Origin of the sequence: Phreatobacter sp. (genome assembly GCF_016793595.1) — a bacterium.
GTDB lineage: Bacteria > Pseudomonadota > Alphaproteobacteria > Rhizobiales > Phreatobacteraceae > Phreatobacter.
Genome location: NZ_JAEULY010000027.1, coordinates 24,499 through 39,152, shown reverse-complemented (window position 1 = coordinate 39,152; position 14,654 = coordinate 24,499). Strand labels below are relative to the sequence as shown.

The window sequence follows — 14,654 nt, the reverse complement described above, 5'->3', positions numbered from 1 at the left end:
GGTCATGGACACCTTCGCGCGCATTCGCGACGTCTATTCAGCTGCTGCCCGGAAGGCTCCGGGCCTCCGCAGACGGCTGTCCGCCGCGGGGCTTCGAGCAGAAGATATTCTGGGGCCTGACGCACTCAACAGCATCCCGGTGCTGAAGAAGGAACAGCTGCTCGCGCTGCAGGCGGCCGAACCTCCCTTCGGCGGCTTCCTCGCGAGTGATGTCGCCGAGATCGGCCACATCTACGTGTCGCCCGGGCCGATCATCGAGCCTTCGCCTGTCGATGACGGCAGCGGGCACGGCATGCAGACAATGTTCAAGGAAGCCGGGATCGGGCCGGGCGATATCGCGCTCAATACCTGGTCCTATCATCTCGTTCCCGCCGGGCTCCTGTTCGACAAGGCGTTGAGAGCCTGTGGAGCCACGGTCATCCCCGCGGGAACGGGCAATACCGAACTCCTGGCGGACCTCGTCATCTCGCTTCGCCCTACCGCCTTCCTCGGAAGTGCCGCGAACTTCGCAACACTCGTGGACCAGCTTCGACGGTCAGGCCGGCAGATTCCCGAGGACTGGTCGCTTCGCCACGCGTTTCTCGCGGGCGAGCTCGGAGACTGGTCTTCCAGGCGCGATGCGCTCGAGCGCGATTTCGCGCTGAAAACCTGGACCTGCTACGGCACAGCGGACTTTGGATTGATCGGTTATGAGGTCGCAGGGCGCGAAGGCTATCGCGTTCACCCAGATCGATACGTCCAGATCTGCGATCCCGAGACGGGCGCTCCGCTGCCAGTCGGCGAAGCCGGAGAGGTCGTCGTCACCACGCTGGTTCCAGGCTGGCCGCTCATTCGCTTCGGTACGGGAGACCTCGGACGTGCCGCGACCCTCGCAGCCGACGGGGGTGTCGAATGGCTCGCGTCCGTCGAGGGGCGCGTGGCCGCCGCGCGCAAGATCCGCGAGATATTCGTCTACCCCGACCATCTCCGGCAACTGAGCGCCAAACTGGAGGCGGTCAACGAAGCGCGGCTCCATGTCGGACGACGGGGCAGCCGCGAGATCATCACGCTTGAAGTGCTCATCGCACCCGGCTGCCAGGTCGATGACGAGGTCATCGGCAACTGTTTCCGGAGCCTTACCCGCCTGCGCGCGGATCAGGTCGCGCGTGTTGGAACTCCTCAGGAGTTCACCCACTCCAATTCCATTTCCGAGGGCCAATCGGTCCTCGCCTCATAGCGCCGGCGAAGTTGAGATCAGGCACATCCATGGCACAGCTAGTCACCCGCTGTAATCCCAGTGATCCGACGTTTCAGGCGAACGCGGAGGCCTACAGGGCAACGCTCGCCGACCTCCATGCCAAGTTCGACTGGGCACTGGCGGGTGGTGGCGCGAAGATGATCGAACGGCATCACAAGCGGAACAAGCTCCTGGTGCGCGATCGGATCGACCTGCTGATCGATCCCATGACGCCGTTCCTCGAATTGTCTCCGCTCGCGGGCTGGGGCCTCTACAACAACAGTCTCCCCTCTGCCGGCATCGTAACGGGGGTCGGAACGATCCGCGGCGTGACCTGCGTGATCATCGCCAACGACGCGACGGTAAAGGGCGGGTCGTTCTTCAAAGAGACGGTTCGCAAGCACATCCGCGCCCAGGATATCGCGCAGGAGAACCGTCTGCCGGTCGTCTACCTCGTGGATTGCGGCGGGGCCAATCTGCAGAACCTCGAAGACGTGTTTCCCGACCAGGACCACTTCGGCGGGACATTTTACCGCCAGAGCCGCATGTCGGCCGAGGGCATCCCCCAGTTGGCCGCGGTCTTTGGTGAATCGACCGCCGGGGGCGCCTACATTCCAGTCCTGTGCGACGAGTTCGTCATGGTGGCCGGGAATTCCTCGATCCATCTCGGTGGCCCGCAGATCGTTCGTGCCGCCATCAGCGAAGTGGTCGATCGCGACACGCTCGGCGGCCCGCTCATGCACACGACCGTATCAGGCGTCTCCGATCACTACGCAGTCGACGAGCGCGCGGCGATCGCGAAGCTCCGCGATATCGTGGGTGCGCTCAGCTACCCGCAGCCGTTCTCAGCAAACCGTATTGCCTCGCGCGATCCGCTCTATGATGCGGCGGAACTGCCCGGCATCGTAGGCACCGACCTGTCGCGACCGCTCGATCAGCGCGAAATCATCGCGCGCATCGTCGACGGCAGCGAGTTTCACGAGTTCAAGCCGCAGTTCGGCGAGACGTTGTTGTGCGGGTTCGCCCATATCGACGGCTTTCCGGTCGGGATCATCGCCAACAACGGCGTCCTGTTTTCCAACAGCACGCTCAAGGGCGTCCATTTCATCAATCTATGCGACCAGCGGAACATTCCCCTGCTGTTCCTGCAGAACACAACGGGTTTCATGGTTGGCTCCGATGCGGAGCGCGGCGGCATCGCCAAGAACTCCGCCAAGCTGGTCTACGCTGTCTCCAACACCCGCGTGCCGCGCTACACGCTCGTCACCGGAGGCTCCTACGGCGCCGGCAATTACGGGATGTGCGGCCGCGGGTTCCGGCCACGCTTCATGTTCATGTGGCCAAACGCGCGCCTGGGCGGAATGAACCCGGACGTCGGCTCCTCCGTGCTGATGGATCTCCGCCGCGCAAGCATCTCGCGCCACCCGGCGACCGAGGAAGAACTTGCCGCCTACGAAGCTGACCTCCGCCGCCTGTTCGACGAGAAGTCCAGTCCTTATTTCTGCACGGCCCGTGTCTGGGACGACGGCATCATCGCGCCGACCGACACCCGCACGGTGCTCTCGCTCTGCCTGGCGACGGGATCGATGCAGCCGCAGAGCCTTGGCCACCGGCCCGTCTATCGGATGTGATCATGATCGACCTTGCCATAGCGCCACGCCCCATCCGATCGGTCCTCGTGGCCAATCGCGGAGAGATCGCCTGCCGCGTGATCCGTACATGCAAGCGGCTCGGGCTTGCGACCATTGCCGTCTATTCCGATGCCGACGCGGATGCTCTCCACGTCAGGGATGCCGACGCGGCCATCCGGATCGGGCCGCCCGCAGCGGCACAGAGCTATCTGAACGTATCGGCAATCCTGGACGCCGCGCGCCGGTCCGGGGCTGATGCCATTCACCCGGGATACGGCTTCCTCTCCGAGAACGCCGAGTTTGCCAAAGCGTGCCGCGATGCGGGCCTCGTGTTCATCGGACCGTCTCCCGAGGCGATCGCGGCCATGGGATCGAAGATCGAGGCCAAGAAGCTCGCCGAGGCGGCCGGTGTCGCGACCGTGCCGGGCTATCTCGGCGATGACCAGTCTCTCGGGCGTCTGGTCCGGGAGGCGGAGAACATCGGCTACCCCGTGCTGATCAAGGCATCGGCTGGCGGGGGCGGGCGTGGCATGCGCCGGGTGGCCGAGGCGGCGGACATGGCGTCGGCCCTGCAATCAGCGAAGGCCGAGGCGCGGGCAGCTTTCGGCAGCGACGCCGTTCTTCTCGAGAAACTGGTCGCGAACCCGCGGCACCTGGAAGTACAGCTTGTCGGTGACGAGCAGGGCAATCTCGTCCATCTCTTCGAGCGGGACTGCTCGATCCAGCGCAACAATCAGAAGGTTTTCGAGGAAGCGCCGGCGCCCCATCTTCCGCAGCATGTGCGCGAGAAGCTCTACGAACGCGCCCTGAGGCTCGGGCGAACGATCGGCTATACCTGTGCCGGTACCGTCGAGTTCATCATGGATGCCGGCGGCGACGAACCGTACTTTCTGGAGATGAATACCCGCCTGCAGGTCGAGCACCCCGTTACCGAGGCGATCACGGGGATCGATCTCGTCGAATGGCAGATTCGTGTTGCCGCTGGATTGCCCTTGCCAGCGCGCCAGGAGGAGATCCGGCTCAAGGGCCACGCCATCGAAGCTCGTATCGCGGCCGAGCGCCCTGACCGCGACTATCAGCCGTCGACAGGCACCGTCAGCGCCATGTACGTCCCCCGCGGCGCGAGGTTGGACACCGGCATTGCCGAAGGCTCCGAGGTCGGCCTTCACTATGACAGCATGGTCGCCAAACTGATCGCGCACGGGCCCGATCGCGACGTGGCCGTCGCCAATCTGACGGCAGCCCTGGACGAGTTCGCCGTGCTCGGCGTTGGCACCAATGCCGCCTTTCTTCGTGATTGCACCACGAGGGAGGCGTTCATATCCGGCGAACTCACGACCGGGTTTCTCGCTCGGGAGTTTGCCGAGGGATGGACCCCGCCGGCCGCGTCCCTGAAGCAACTGCGCGCTGAAGCCGCCGCGGCCTGGGCGACCGCGCAGCCCACCATTGTCGATGATCCGTGGGAGCGCCGCAGCGCCTTCAGGGTCACATCCTCCGGACGGCCGGCCAAGGTCGAGGTGCTGCTCTCCGATGACTTCGGCGAGGTAGCGGTGACCGTGTTGAAGCGCCCGGGCGACACACGCGTCGCGTTTGACGATGGCACCACGGTTGTCGCGGGACAGCCGGCACTCATCCGCGTCGCGCCGAGTGAAGTCGAGGCCGCGCTTGCCGCTCTCGTGATCAAGGCCCGCGCTTCCCTCGCCATCGATGCCACGACCGATGTGGCGAGCGAGGGGGCTGACGAAAACCGTCTCAGCGCTCCGCTTCCCGGCGTGGTCACGCAGTTGTTCGCGGTCCCCGGCGCCGTCGTGGAGAAGGGCGAAAGCCTTGTCCAGATGGAGGCGATGAAGCTCATCCATACACTGACAGCGCCGCGCGCCGGTCGCATCGCGCGGTTCTACTGCGCGGTCGGCGAGACCGTTGCCGCCGGAGCACCGCTGGTCGACATCGATTCCCTGGAAGAGGAGTGAACCATGGCTGGGCTCTGGTACGAGGAGTTCGAGGTCGGACGTGTCTTCGAGCACGAATGGACACGCACGATCACCGAGGCTGACAACAAGTGGTTCTCGCTGCTCACGATGAACACGCAGCCGGTGCACATCGACAACGCGGCGGCGGCGCGAAGCGTGTGGAAGCGGCCGCTGGTCAACAGCCTCTTCACTCTCGGCCTGATGGTCGGAATGTCGGTGAACGACACGACATTCGGCACGACGATCGCCAATCTGGGCATGAGCGACGTGAAGTTCCCCCATCCGCTCTTCGAAGGCGACACCATCCGTATCCGCACGACCGTGCTGGCCAAGCGTGAAAGCAAGTCGCGGCCGGGCGAGGGGATCGTGACGCTTCGGCACGAGGCCCTGAACCAGGACGGCGCCGTGTGCGGCATCTGTGATCGCCAGGCGCTGATGATGATGCGGCCGCAGAAGGCCGGATGAAATGCGGTCTTTTCTCTTCGTGCCGGCCGGCTCGACGAGGATGCTCGAGAAATCGGTCGCCAGCGCAGCCGATGTCGTCATCCTCGACCTCGAAGACGCGGTGCAGCAGTCGGCCAAGGCCGAGGCGCGGGCGCTCCTGGTTGCGCATCTCAAGGAGCGCGATCGCAAGAGCCCGAAGGTGGCCGTGCGCATCAACGGTCTGAGGACGCCCTGGAGCGCGGATGATCTCGCCGCGATCGTCCCCCTTCAGCCGCACTTCGTCATGCTGCCCAAGACGGAGGGGCCGGGCGATGTCATCGAACTGGCGGAAAGAATGGCGCCACTGGAGCCACTGGCTGGGCACACCGGAATCCTCGCGGTTGCGACGGAGACTATCGCATCCGTCCTCTCGCTTGCGGCTGCTCCGTGGGTGCATCCCCGGCTGAAGGGCATGCTGTGGGGCGGCGAGGATCTGGCTGCCGATCTGGGAGCCACCGCCAATCGAACCCCCGAAGGGCAATATTCCAGCCCATTCCGCCTTGCCCGCGATCTCTGTCTCATGGCGGCCCGCCGTGCAGGAGCACTCGCCATCGACGCGGTGCATACCGATCTGCGCGACCTTGATGGTCTGGCCGCGGAGGCGGAAGCCTCGAGGCGAGACGGTTTCGATGGAAAGGCTGCGATCCACCCGAGCCAGGTCGATGTCATCAACGCCGTCTTTCGGCCCACGGACACAGAGATCGCCTGGGCGCGCCAGGTTCTGGAGAAACTCGCGGCATCGAGTTCCGGCATCGCGCTGGTCGACGGGCAGATGGTCGATGCGCCGCACGCAGCGCGCGCGAAACGCATCTTGGCCGGCGTCTAGGTGTTGACCGGGAGGGAGCGCAGGTGCCGGTCCCGCCTGATCTGCGATCAGCGACGCAATTCCAGCAAGCTGCGCCGTCGTCGTCAGACATGGCGGACAGAAATTACTCCGGTGCGCGCGGGGGCAGGAATGGATTCAGCAAACGTTTCTGATCGGGGGCATTCATGACCTTTTCAGCCAAACCCATTGCCGAAAGCAGCGCGCTGATCTTCGGTGGAACGGCAGGGATCGGACTGGCGAGCGCCAACGCGCTGTTGCGCGAGGGGTTGCCAAGGCTGGTCGTCGTGGGGCGAAATCGCGACCGGGGCGCGGCAGTGGCTGCCGACCTCGGCAGCGCGTTCCCGCGTGCCGACATCCATTTCGTCGCCTGCGATGCGGCTCATCCCGATCAGGTCGCTTCGACGGTCGAAGGCGCGGCGGCGAGAATGGGCTCGATCGATATTCTCGTTAGCTCGGCAGGAGGAGACCCCATGCCGCGGCTCCTGCACACTATCCCGTTGGACGAGATTGTCCCGACGATGACCCAGATATCGAGCGGCGTGATCCTGCCCGCGCGAGCGGTGCTGCCCTACATGACGCGGCAAGGCGGCGGCGCGGTGATCTGCTTCGCGACGGATGCCGCCAAGATTGCAACACCTGGCGAGACCGTCATTGGCGCCGCCATGGCCGCCATTGCGATGTTCTGCCGCGGCATGGCCTGGGAGGCCAAGCGCAATGGCGTCCGAGTCAACTGCCTCACCCCCAGCATCGTGGGCGACACTCCGCTCTATGGAAAGCTGAAAGCCGACGCCTTTGCGGGAAAGCTGTTCGGCAAGGCTGAAACGATGGCCAATCTCGGCATTGTCACGGCGTCCGATCTGGCCGACGCCGTCGTTTTTCTTGCCAGCCCGGCAGCGGCAAAAATGACCGGTCAGACCATAAGCATTACCGGTGGAGTCTCGGCGATCTGAGAGCATTGCCGATGCGGGCGGCGAAATCGCTTTACCGCTCAACTTCATTGTCACCAGGGAAATCGATATCCGGGCTCGTTCCAATCTCATGAGAAGCTCGGTCTGGCGGCTATTCTCACCAGTCGGCGCCGCGTCGATCTGAGACGGCTGCCCACCGGCACATTTCCCTCGACAAGGCGGTGTTCTCGCGGCCGCCGACGGTCCCGGTTATCTCGATCTGACCGAGGACTTCAAGGCGTGGAAACACATCTGGTCGGCGGGCCATGGCGTGAGCGGCATCCGCGACCTCCCGCCCGCAGCTTCTCTCCGCGTGACGCTGGAAGGCGAGTACCGGGCGGCGATCGCCGCCATCGCGGCGCGTGGCAAGCCGCCTCTTGACGCAGGTTGAGGCTGGCTGACCGCAGCTCGTAGCGGTGCGGCTTGGGGAACGCCGCCAGGAGCACTGGAGGACACTATTTCGATATTTCCAGAAATATACTTTACAGGCCGCCCTTCACCGACGATCATACGATCATGATGATCGACGACGCAGCTGTCCGGCTCGAGGCCCTTGGCAACCCCACGCGGCTTAGAATCTATCGGTCCCTCGTGCGGGCAGGGCATGCGGGCATGGCCGTCGGCAAGCTTCAGGCGAGCCTTGAACTGGCCGGTTCGACGCTTTCTCATCACCTGAAGGCGCTCGTCATTGTCGGCCTCGTCGCACAGGAGCGACAGGCCACCACGCTCATCTGCCGGGCCAATTACGAGATGATGCGCGGCATCGTCGATTTCCTCGTGGCCGAATGCTGTGCCGATGCGTGCGACTGCGCTCCGGCTGAAGCTGCCCAATCCAGTACCGACGCAGGCGCAAGAGGAGAAAGAGCATGACGCGCGCTGTCAGGAGGGTGGCCGTCATTGGCGCAGGTCCTGTGGGTCTGGCCGCCGCCGCCCATCTCCTCGAACGCGGGCTGGAGCCGGTTGTGCTGGAGGCGGGCCCTGTCGCGGCCCATGCGGTTCGGCAATGGTCCCACGTGCGCCTGTTCTCGCCGTGGGCGTTCAATATCGACACGGCTGCCGCCCGGCTGCTCGCCGCGACCGGATGGAACGGTCCTGATCCGGAGCAATACCCGACAGGGGCGGAACTGATCGAGAGCTACCTCAAGCCGCTCGCCGAGCGCACCGCCCTTGCCGGTGCGATCAGAACCCGAAGCCGCGTCACCGGCATCAGCCGGGTCGGGTTCGACAAGGTGAAGTCGAGAGGCCGCGAGACCGCGCCTTTTGAGGTGCGCTACGAAAATGGTGAAGGCACGCGTTCGCTGCTGGCCGATACCGTTATCGATGCGAGCGGAACATGGTGGAACCCCAGCCCGGCCGGGGCAAACGGCCTGCCGGCGGTCGGCGAACGGGAGGCGGCCCGGCGGATCACCTATGGAATGCCGGACGTGCTTGGCGCGGAGCGCGGGCGCTATGCCGGCAGGAGCGTTGCCGTGCTCGGCGCGGGGCATTCTGCCGTCGGGACGGTCCTCGATCTGGAGCGGCTGTCTCGCGAGACGCCGGGTACCCGCGTTGTCTGGATGATCCGCGGGGACGATATCGGCAAGGCCTTCGGGGGCGGAGCCAATGACGCGCTGGCGGCCCGCGGCGAATTGGGCTCCGCGGTCGCCGACATCATCCGGCAAGGCCGCATCGAGGTCCGCACCTCCTTCCGGGTGTCTCATATCGCGGAAACAGGGGATGGCTTGCGGATCGGCGCTGGCTCGCCAACCGACGGTCCGGCAGTTCTCGCCGATGAAATGATCGTCGCCACGGGCTTCCGTCCGGACCTCTCTTGCCTGTCCGAACTGCGGCTGGCCCTCGACCCGGCGCTCGATTGCCCGCCCTTGCTCGCGCCGCTGATCGATCCGAACGAGCATAGCTGTGGAACAGTTCGCCCGCATGGGGCCCGCGAACTCGCCCAGCCGGAACCGGGGCTCTATCTCGCCGGCATGAAGTCCTACGGGAGGGCACCGACCTTCCTGATGCTCACGGGCTACGAACAGGTGCGCTCCATCGCGGCGGAACTCGCTGGCGACCACGAGGCGGCGCGCAGGGTGGAACTGGTCCTGCCGGAGACGGGCGTGTGCAGCGTGTCACATCCGGCAGCCGGCGCGGCCGGCTGTTGTGGCGGTCCTCCGGTCAGGGCCGAGACCGCCTGCTGCGCCAAGGACGAGGTCGCGAAGGAGGCTGGCGAGTCCGGCTGCGGCTGTTCCGGGACCAAGTCGGCCTGATCACCGAGGGGATGGATGGCGATGCTGCGAGGACGAGCCCTCGTCGTTGCGATGTGTGTCGGCCAGGTCGGCAATCTCGTGCCGCACATGGTGGTGCAGGCGATCATGGCGCAACATCTCATGCCGCTCTGGGGCCTCTCGGCTGGTCAGGCGGGCCTCATGGCCGGCTCCTACGCCTTCGGCTACATGATCGCCGTCCCGATCCTGGCGACGCTCACCGACCGGATCGACGCCCGGCGCATTCTGATCGGCGGCACGGTGCTGAGCATGGTGGCGACCCTGGCTTTTCCCGTCGTTGCCCGGGATCTCTTCACTGCGTCGATCATGTGGGCCCTGGCTGGCCTCGGCTTCGCGGGCGCCTACATGCCGGGCCTCAAGGCGCTGACGGATCGGCTCGATCCCGGCGACATGTCGCGCAGCGTGACGCTCTACACGTCGAGTTTTTCGCTGGGGGTGGCGCTGTCGTTCCTCATCGCGCAGCTGGTTGCCGATCGGTTCGGGTGGCAGGCGGCATTCTACGTCACGGGCGTGGCTCCCGTGGCGATGTTGGTCGCGGCGGTCGCGATGGTGCCAGTGCCGCCGACGCCGCGGGTGGGGCCGCTGTTCGACTTCAAGGCGGTCTTCGGCAATCGTCCGGCGCTTGGATATGTGCTCGGCTACGGCGCGCATTGCTTCGAGCTCTACGGCATGCGGACGTGGCTGGTGGCCTTCTGGACCTATGTCACCGCGGTCAATGCGGGCGCGGTTCCGGTCAGCGCCATCACCATCAGCGTGCTGGTCAGTTTGCTCTCCATGCCGGCGAGCATCCTCGGAAACGAGGCCGCCATCAGGTTCGGACGGCATCGGGCCATATCGCTGGTCCAGACTGCCTCGGGCCTGACCGGTATCGGCATCGGACTGGCGGTGGGCGCACCGCCTTGGGTGCTGGTCGTGCTGCTGCTCGTCTATGCCATCACCGTTCCCGCTGATTCAGGAGCGCTGACCTCGGGCATGGCCAATGCCGCCACGCCCCACGCCAAGGGCGCCACGATGGCGCTTCACTCCACCGTCGGCTTCGGACTTTCGGCAATAGGAGGCTGGGCGTTCGGCATGACCCTCGATGCTGCCGGCGGCCCGCAATCCGGGCAGGCGTGGTTCGCCGGGTTCGCGCTCCTGAGCGTGGCCATCCTCATGGGGCCGCTCGCGCTGTGGTGGGCGGGGCGCGCCGCGGCGCCGGCGGCCGCGCCAGTTCCGGACGGCAAGGTCTGAGGCCGCCTGGACCAGGCGCCCCGACCGGCCACCCGTCGCGGCCGATTTTACGCCGGCGTTACGCCGGTTGCGGCGGTTCCCTCTCGTCCCTTTACATCACGCGCGCCTAGCCTCCGGCCGATCCTGCCACCCGGAGATGCGCACCGTGCTGACCGACATCCTGTTCCTGACTGCCGGCCTTGCCGGCTTCCTGGTCGCCGCTGCGGCGGTCACGCTCGCCGAGCGCGTGTGAGGCCGCGATGACACCCGACATCGTCCTCGGCCTCGCCTTCGCGGCATTCGCCTTCGGCTATCTCGTGGTCGCCCTGGTGCGGCCCGAACGCTTCTGAGCCATCATCATGACATCCGATCTGATACAGGCCGCGCTCTATATCGGCCTCCTCGTCTCCGCCGCCATTCCGCTCGGGCTCTACATGGCTCGTGTCTTCACCGGCGAGATGACGTTTCTCGCGCCGGCCGAACGCGCCATTTTCGCACCCGCCGGCGTCCGGGCCGGCGAGGGCCAGCACTGGACGCGCTATGCCCTGTCGCTGATCGCCTTCAACGCCGCCGGCTTCCTCGTCCTGTTCCTGATCCTGCGCTTCCAGCACCTCCTGCCGCTCAATCCGCAGGGGTTTGACGGCGTGCCGGCGCATCTTGCCTTCAACACCACCATCTCCTTCGTGACCAATACGAACTGGCAGTCCTATGGCGGCGAGACCACGCTGTCGCACCTCAGCCAGATGGCCGGGCTGACGACGCAGAACTTCGTCTCGGCGGCGTCGGGCATGGCGGTCGCGGCGGCGGTCGCTCGCGGCCTGTCCGGCCGGCAGGTGCGCACCATCGGCAATTTCTGGTCCGACATGGTGCGCGCGGTGCTCTACGTGCTGCTGCCGATTTCCATCGTGCTGGCGGTCGTCCTCATCGCGCAGGGCACGCCGCAGACGCTGGCGGCCTCGGCGACGGCGACCACCGTGGAGGGCGCCCAGCAGACGCTGGCGCTCGGCCCCGTCGCCAGTCAGGTCGCCATCAAGCAGCTCGGCACCAATGGCGGCGGCTTCTTCAACGTCAATTCGGCGCATCCCTTCGAGAATCCGACGGCGATCTCCAACCTGCTGTCAGTGCTGGCGATCCTGGTGATCCCCGTGGCCTTCTGCTTCACCTACGGGCGGATGGTCGGCGACCGGCGGCAGGGCGTCGCGCTGTTCGCGGCCATGGGCATCATGTTCGTCATGGCTTTCGCGGCGGTCTATTCGGCGGAGCGCATGGGCAATCCGCTGCATGCCGCCTTCGCCGATCCCGCAGCCGGCAACATGGAGGGCAAGGAGGTCCGCTTCGGCGTCGTCAATTCGGCGCTCTGGGCCGTGGTCACCACCGCCGCCTCCAATGGCTCGGTCAACGCCATGCACGACAGCCTGACGCCGCTCGGTGGCCTCGTCGCCATGCTCAACATGCAGCTCGGCGAGATCATCTATGGCGGCGTCGGCGTCGGCCTCACGGGCATGCTGCTGTTCGTCATCCTGACCGTCTTCCTCGCCGGCCTGATGGTCGGGCGCACGCCGGAATATCTCGGCAAGAAGATCGAGGCCCGCGAGGTGAAGCTCGCTGCCCTGACGCTGATGGTCATGCCGATTGGCGTGCTCAGCTTCGCCGCGCTCGCGATCGTCGCGGGCACGGCGCAGAGCTCGGTGCAGGATGCCGGCCCGCATGGCCTGTCGGAACTGCTCTACGCCTATTCCTCGGCCACGGGTAACAACGGCTCCGCCTTCGCCGGCCTCAATGCCAACGTCCCCTGGCACAACACCTTCCTGGGACTGGCCATGATGCTGGGCCGGTTCGGCTACATCATCCCGATCCTCGCCATTGCCGGCTCGCTCGCAGCCAAGAAGACCGCTCCGCCCTCGGCCGGCACGTTCCCGACCCACGGTCCCGTCTTCGTGGTGCTGCTGGTCGTCACCGTGCTGATCGTCGGCGCGCTCACCTTCCTGCCGGTCCTCGCTCTCGGGCCGATCGCCGAGCACGTCTCGATGATCGCCGGCCGGACCTTCTGAAAGCTCATCCCATGACCAAGTCAACGACAGCCGAGATCAGCCTGTTCGAGCCGAAAATCCTGCGCGCCGCCGCGATCCAGGCATTCGCGAAGCTCGACCCTCGCGGCCTCGTCCGCAATCCCGTGATCTTCGTCACGGCCCTCGTCTCCGTGCTGGCGACCATCCTCGCCGCTCGGGAGGTGGCAACCGCCGGCCCCAACGGCTTCATCGCCGTGCAGATCGCTCTGTGGCTCTGGTTCACAGTGATCTTCGCGAACTTCGCGGAAGCGGTTGCGGAGGGCAGGGGCAAGGCGCGCGCAGATGCCTTCCGCGCCACCAAGGCGAGCGCTCTGGCCAAGGTGCTGGTCGAGCCCGCGCGGCGGGATGTCTGGCAGGGCAAGAGCCTCGACGACGTGGTGGTGGACGACATCATCCTGGTCGAGGCGGGCGATACGATCCCGACCGACGGCGAGGTGATCGACGGTGTCGCCTCGGTGGACGAGAGCGCGATCACCGGTGAGAGCGCGCCGGTGATCCGCGAGTCCGGCGGCGACCGTTCGTCGGTGACCGGTGGCACGCGCCTCGTCTCCGACTGGCTGGTGGTGCGCGTCACCGCCCGGCAGGGCGAGACCTTCCTCGACCGCATGATCGCGCTGGTCGAGGGCGCCAAGCGCCAGAAGACGCCGAACGAGATCGCGCTCGACATCCTGCTCGCGGGTCTGACGCTGGTCTTCCTGTTCGTCGTCGTGACGCTGCCGGTCTTCGCCTCGTGGTCCTCGACCGAGATACCTGTCATCTATCTCGCGGCGCTGTTCATCACGCTCATCCCGACGACCATCGGCGGCCTCCTGTCGGCCATCGGCATTGCCGGCATGGACCGCCTCGTGAAGGCCAATGTCATCGCCAAGTCCGGCCGCGCGGTCGAGGCGGCAGGCGACATCGACGTGCTGCTGCTCGACAAGACCGGCACGATCACCTTCGGCAACCGCATGGCCGATGCTTTCGAGCCGGTGCCGGGCGTCGGCGAGCGCGAACTCGCAGAAGCGGCCTTCCTTGCCTCGCTCGCCGACGATACGCCCGAGGGCAAGTCGATCGTCGATCTCGGGGCGCGGAAGTTCGGCCTGTCGCAGCAGGCGCGCGCCGGCATGACCTTCGTGCCCTTCACCGCGCAGACGCGCATGTCGGGCGTCGATTTCGCGGACGGATCGTCCATCCGCAAGGGCGCGTCGGACACCATCCTGCGTCTTGTAGGCGGGACGATGGAGCCGGCGCTGGACGCCATCGTGCGGAAGATTGCCATGTCCGGCGGCACGCCGCTGGTGGTGGCCCGCGACGGCCGCATTCTGGGCGTCGTGCACCTCAAGGATATCGTGAAGCCCGGCATCCGGGAGCGTTTCGCCGAACTGCGTCGCATGGGCATCCGCACGGTGATGATCACCGGCGACAATCCGCTGACCGCGGCGGCCATTGCCGCCGAGGCGGGCGTGGACGATTTTCTCGCCGAGGCGACCCCGGAGAAGAAGCTCGAACTGATCCGCGGGGAACAGGCCGAGGGGCGTCTTGTCGCCATGTGCGGCGACGGCTCCAACGACGCGCCGGCTCTGGCGCAGGCCGATGTCGGCGTCGCCATGAACTCCGGCACGCCGGCCGCCAAGGAGGCGGGCAACCTGATCGATCTCGACAGCGATCCGACCAAGCTCATCGAGATCGTGCTGGTCGGCAAGCAGCTGCTGATCTCGCGCGGCGCGCTGACGACCTTCTCCATCGCCAATGACGTGGCCAAGTACTTCGCCATCCTGCCGGCGCTGTTCGTCACCGCCTATCCCGGTCTTGGCGTCCTCGACGTGATGGGGCTCGGCACCTCGCAGTCCGCGATCCTGTCGGCGATCATCTTCAACGCGCTGGTCATCGTCGCGCTGATCCCCATCGCGCTGAAAGGCGTTCGCTACGTGCCTTCGTCGGCCTCCGCGCTGCTGTCGCGCAATCTTGCGATCTACGGCATCGGCGGCCTCATCGCTCCGTTCATCGGCATCAAGCTGATCGACATCATCGTCGATCTCCTGCGCCTCGCCTGA

At 66.1% G+C, this 14,654-nt stretch carries 12 protein-coding genes; all 12 read left to right on the top strand.

Annotated features, from left to right (window positions below; translation table 11 throughout):
* Window positions 1–4 precede the first annotated feature (4 nt).
* A complete protein-coding gene (locus JNK84_RS21800) occupies window positions 5–1,216 on the top strand; it encodes a phenylacetate--CoA ligase family protein (RefSeq protein ID WP_293428201.1) in 1,212 nt (403 codons plus the stop codon).
* 29 nt (window positions 1,217–1,245) lie between these two features.
* A complete protein-coding gene (locus tag JNK84_RS21795; protein WP_293428199.1) occupies window positions 1,246–2,847 on the top strand; it encodes an acyl-CoA carboxylase subunit beta in 1,602 nt (533 codons plus the stop codon).
* A gap of 2 nt (window positions 2,848–2,849) precedes the next feature.
* Complete coding sequence (locus tag JNK84_RS21790) at window positions 2,850–4,817, top strand: ATP-binding protein (RefSeq protein WP_293428197.1); 1,968 nt, start codon at window positions 2,850–2,852, stop codon at window positions 4,815–4,817.
* Between the two features lie 3 nt (window positions 4,818–4,820).
* Complete coding sequence (locus JNK84_RS21785) at window positions 4,821–5,282, top strand: MaoC family dehydratase (RefSeq protein WP_293428195.1); 462 nt, start codon at window positions 4,821–4,823, stop codon at window positions 5,280–5,282.
* Window position 5,283: 1 nt separating this feature from the next.
* Window positions 5,284–6,126: an HpcH/HpaI aldolase/citrate lyase family protein gene (locus JNK84_RS21780; protein ID WP_293428193.1), complete on the top strand. Its 843-nt coding sequence runs from the start codon at window positions 5,284–5,286 to the stop codon at window positions 6,124–6,126.
* Window positions 6,127–6,290: 164 nt separating this feature from the next.
* Window positions 6,291–7,076 (top strand): SDR family NAD(P)-dependent oxidoreductase, encoded by a 786-nt coding sequence (locus JNK84_RS21775; RefSeq protein WP_293428191.1) that lies wholly within the window; start codon window positions 6,291–6,293, stop codon window positions 7,074–7,076.
* A gap of 513 nt (window positions 7,077–7,589) precedes the next feature.
* A complete protein-coding gene (locus JNK84_RS21770; protein WP_293428189.1) occupies window positions 7,590–7,943 on the top strand; it encodes an ArsR/SmtB family transcription factor in 354 nt (117 codons plus the stop codon).
* Window positions 7,940–9,322, top strand: coding sequence for an FAD-dependent oxidoreductase (locus JNK84_RS21765; protein ID WP_293428187.1), 1,383 nt, complete (start codon window positions 7,940–7,942; stop codon window positions 9,320–9,322). The genes JNK84_RS21770 and JNK84_RS21765 overlap by 4 nt, the downstream gene beginning before the upstream one ends.
* 21 nt (window positions 9,323–9,343) lie before the next feature.
* A complete protein-coding gene (locus JNK84_RS21760; protein ID WP_293428185.1) occupies window positions 9,344–10,570 on the top strand; it encodes an MFS transporter in 1,227 nt (408 codons plus the stop codon).
* A gap of 239 nt (window positions 10,571–10,809) precedes the next feature.
* The gene (locus JNK84_RS21755; protein WP_293428183.1) at window positions 10,810–10,899 is read left to right on the top strand and encodes a potassium-transporting ATPase subunit F; all 90 of its coding nucleotides are present in this window, start codon (window positions 10,810–10,812) and stop codon (window positions 10,897–10,899) included.
* A 6-nt stretch (window positions 10,900–10,905) separates the two neighbouring features.
* The gene (kdpA, locus tag JNK84_RS21750) at window positions 10,906–12,600 is read left to right on the top strand and encodes a potassium-transporting ATPase subunit KdpA (protein WP_441343287.1); all 1,695 of its coding nucleotides are present in this window, start codon (window positions 10,906–10,908) and stop codon (window positions 12,598–12,600) included.
* Between the two features lie 11 nt (window positions 12,601–12,611).
* Complete coding sequence (gene kdpB, locus JNK84_RS21745; protein WP_293428179.1) at window positions 12,612–14,654, top strand: potassium-transporting ATPase subunit KdpB; 2,043 nt, start codon at window positions 12,612–12,614, stop codon at window positions 14,652–14,654.

Bases quoted from the DNA above. Each gene is read 5' to 3' on its own strand.
- JNK84_RS21800 (WP_293428201.1), top strand. From the start codon at position 5: ATGGACACCTTCGCGCGCATTCGCGACGTCTATTCAGCTGCTGCCCGG.
- JNK84_RS21795 (WP_293428199.1), top strand. From the start codon at position 1,246: ATGGCACAGCTAGTCACCCGCTGTAATCCCAGTGATCCGACGTTTCAG.
- JNK84_RS21790 (WP_293428197.1), top strand. From the start codon at position 2,850: ATGATCGACCTTGCCATAGCGCCACGCCCCATCCGATCGGTCCTCGTG.
- JNK84_RS21785 (WP_293428195.1), top strand. From the start codon at position 4,821: ATGGCTGGGCTCTGGTACGAGGAGTTCGAGGTCGGACGTGTCTTCGAG.
- JNK84_RS21780 (WP_293428193.1), top strand. From the start codon at position 5,284: ATGCGGTCTTTTCTCTTCGTGCCGGCCGGCTCGACGAGGATGCTCGAG.
- JNK84_RS21775 (WP_293428191.1), top strand. From the start codon at position 6,291: ATGACCTTTTCAGCCAAACCCATTGCCGAAAGCAGCGCGCTGATCTTC.
- JNK84_RS21770 (WP_293428189.1), top strand. From the start codon at position 7,590: ATGATGATCGACGACGCAGCTGTCCGGCTCGAGGCCCTTGGCAACCCC.
- JNK84_RS21765 (WP_293428187.1), top strand. From the start codon at position 7,940: ATGACGCGCGCTGTCAGGAGGGTGGCCGTCATTGGCGCAGGTCCTGTG.
- JNK84_RS21760 (WP_293428185.1), top strand. From the start codon at position 9,344: ATGCTGCGAGGACGAGCCCTCGTCGTTGCGATGTGTGTCGGCCAGGTC.
- JNK84_RS21755 (WP_293428183.1), top strand. From the start codon at position 10,810: ATGACACCCGACATCGTCCTCGGCCTCGCCTTCGCGGCATTCGCCTTC.
- kdpB (WP_293428179.1), top strand. From the start codon at position 12,612: ATGACCAAGTCAACGACAGCCGAGATCAGCCTGTTCGAGCCGAAAATC.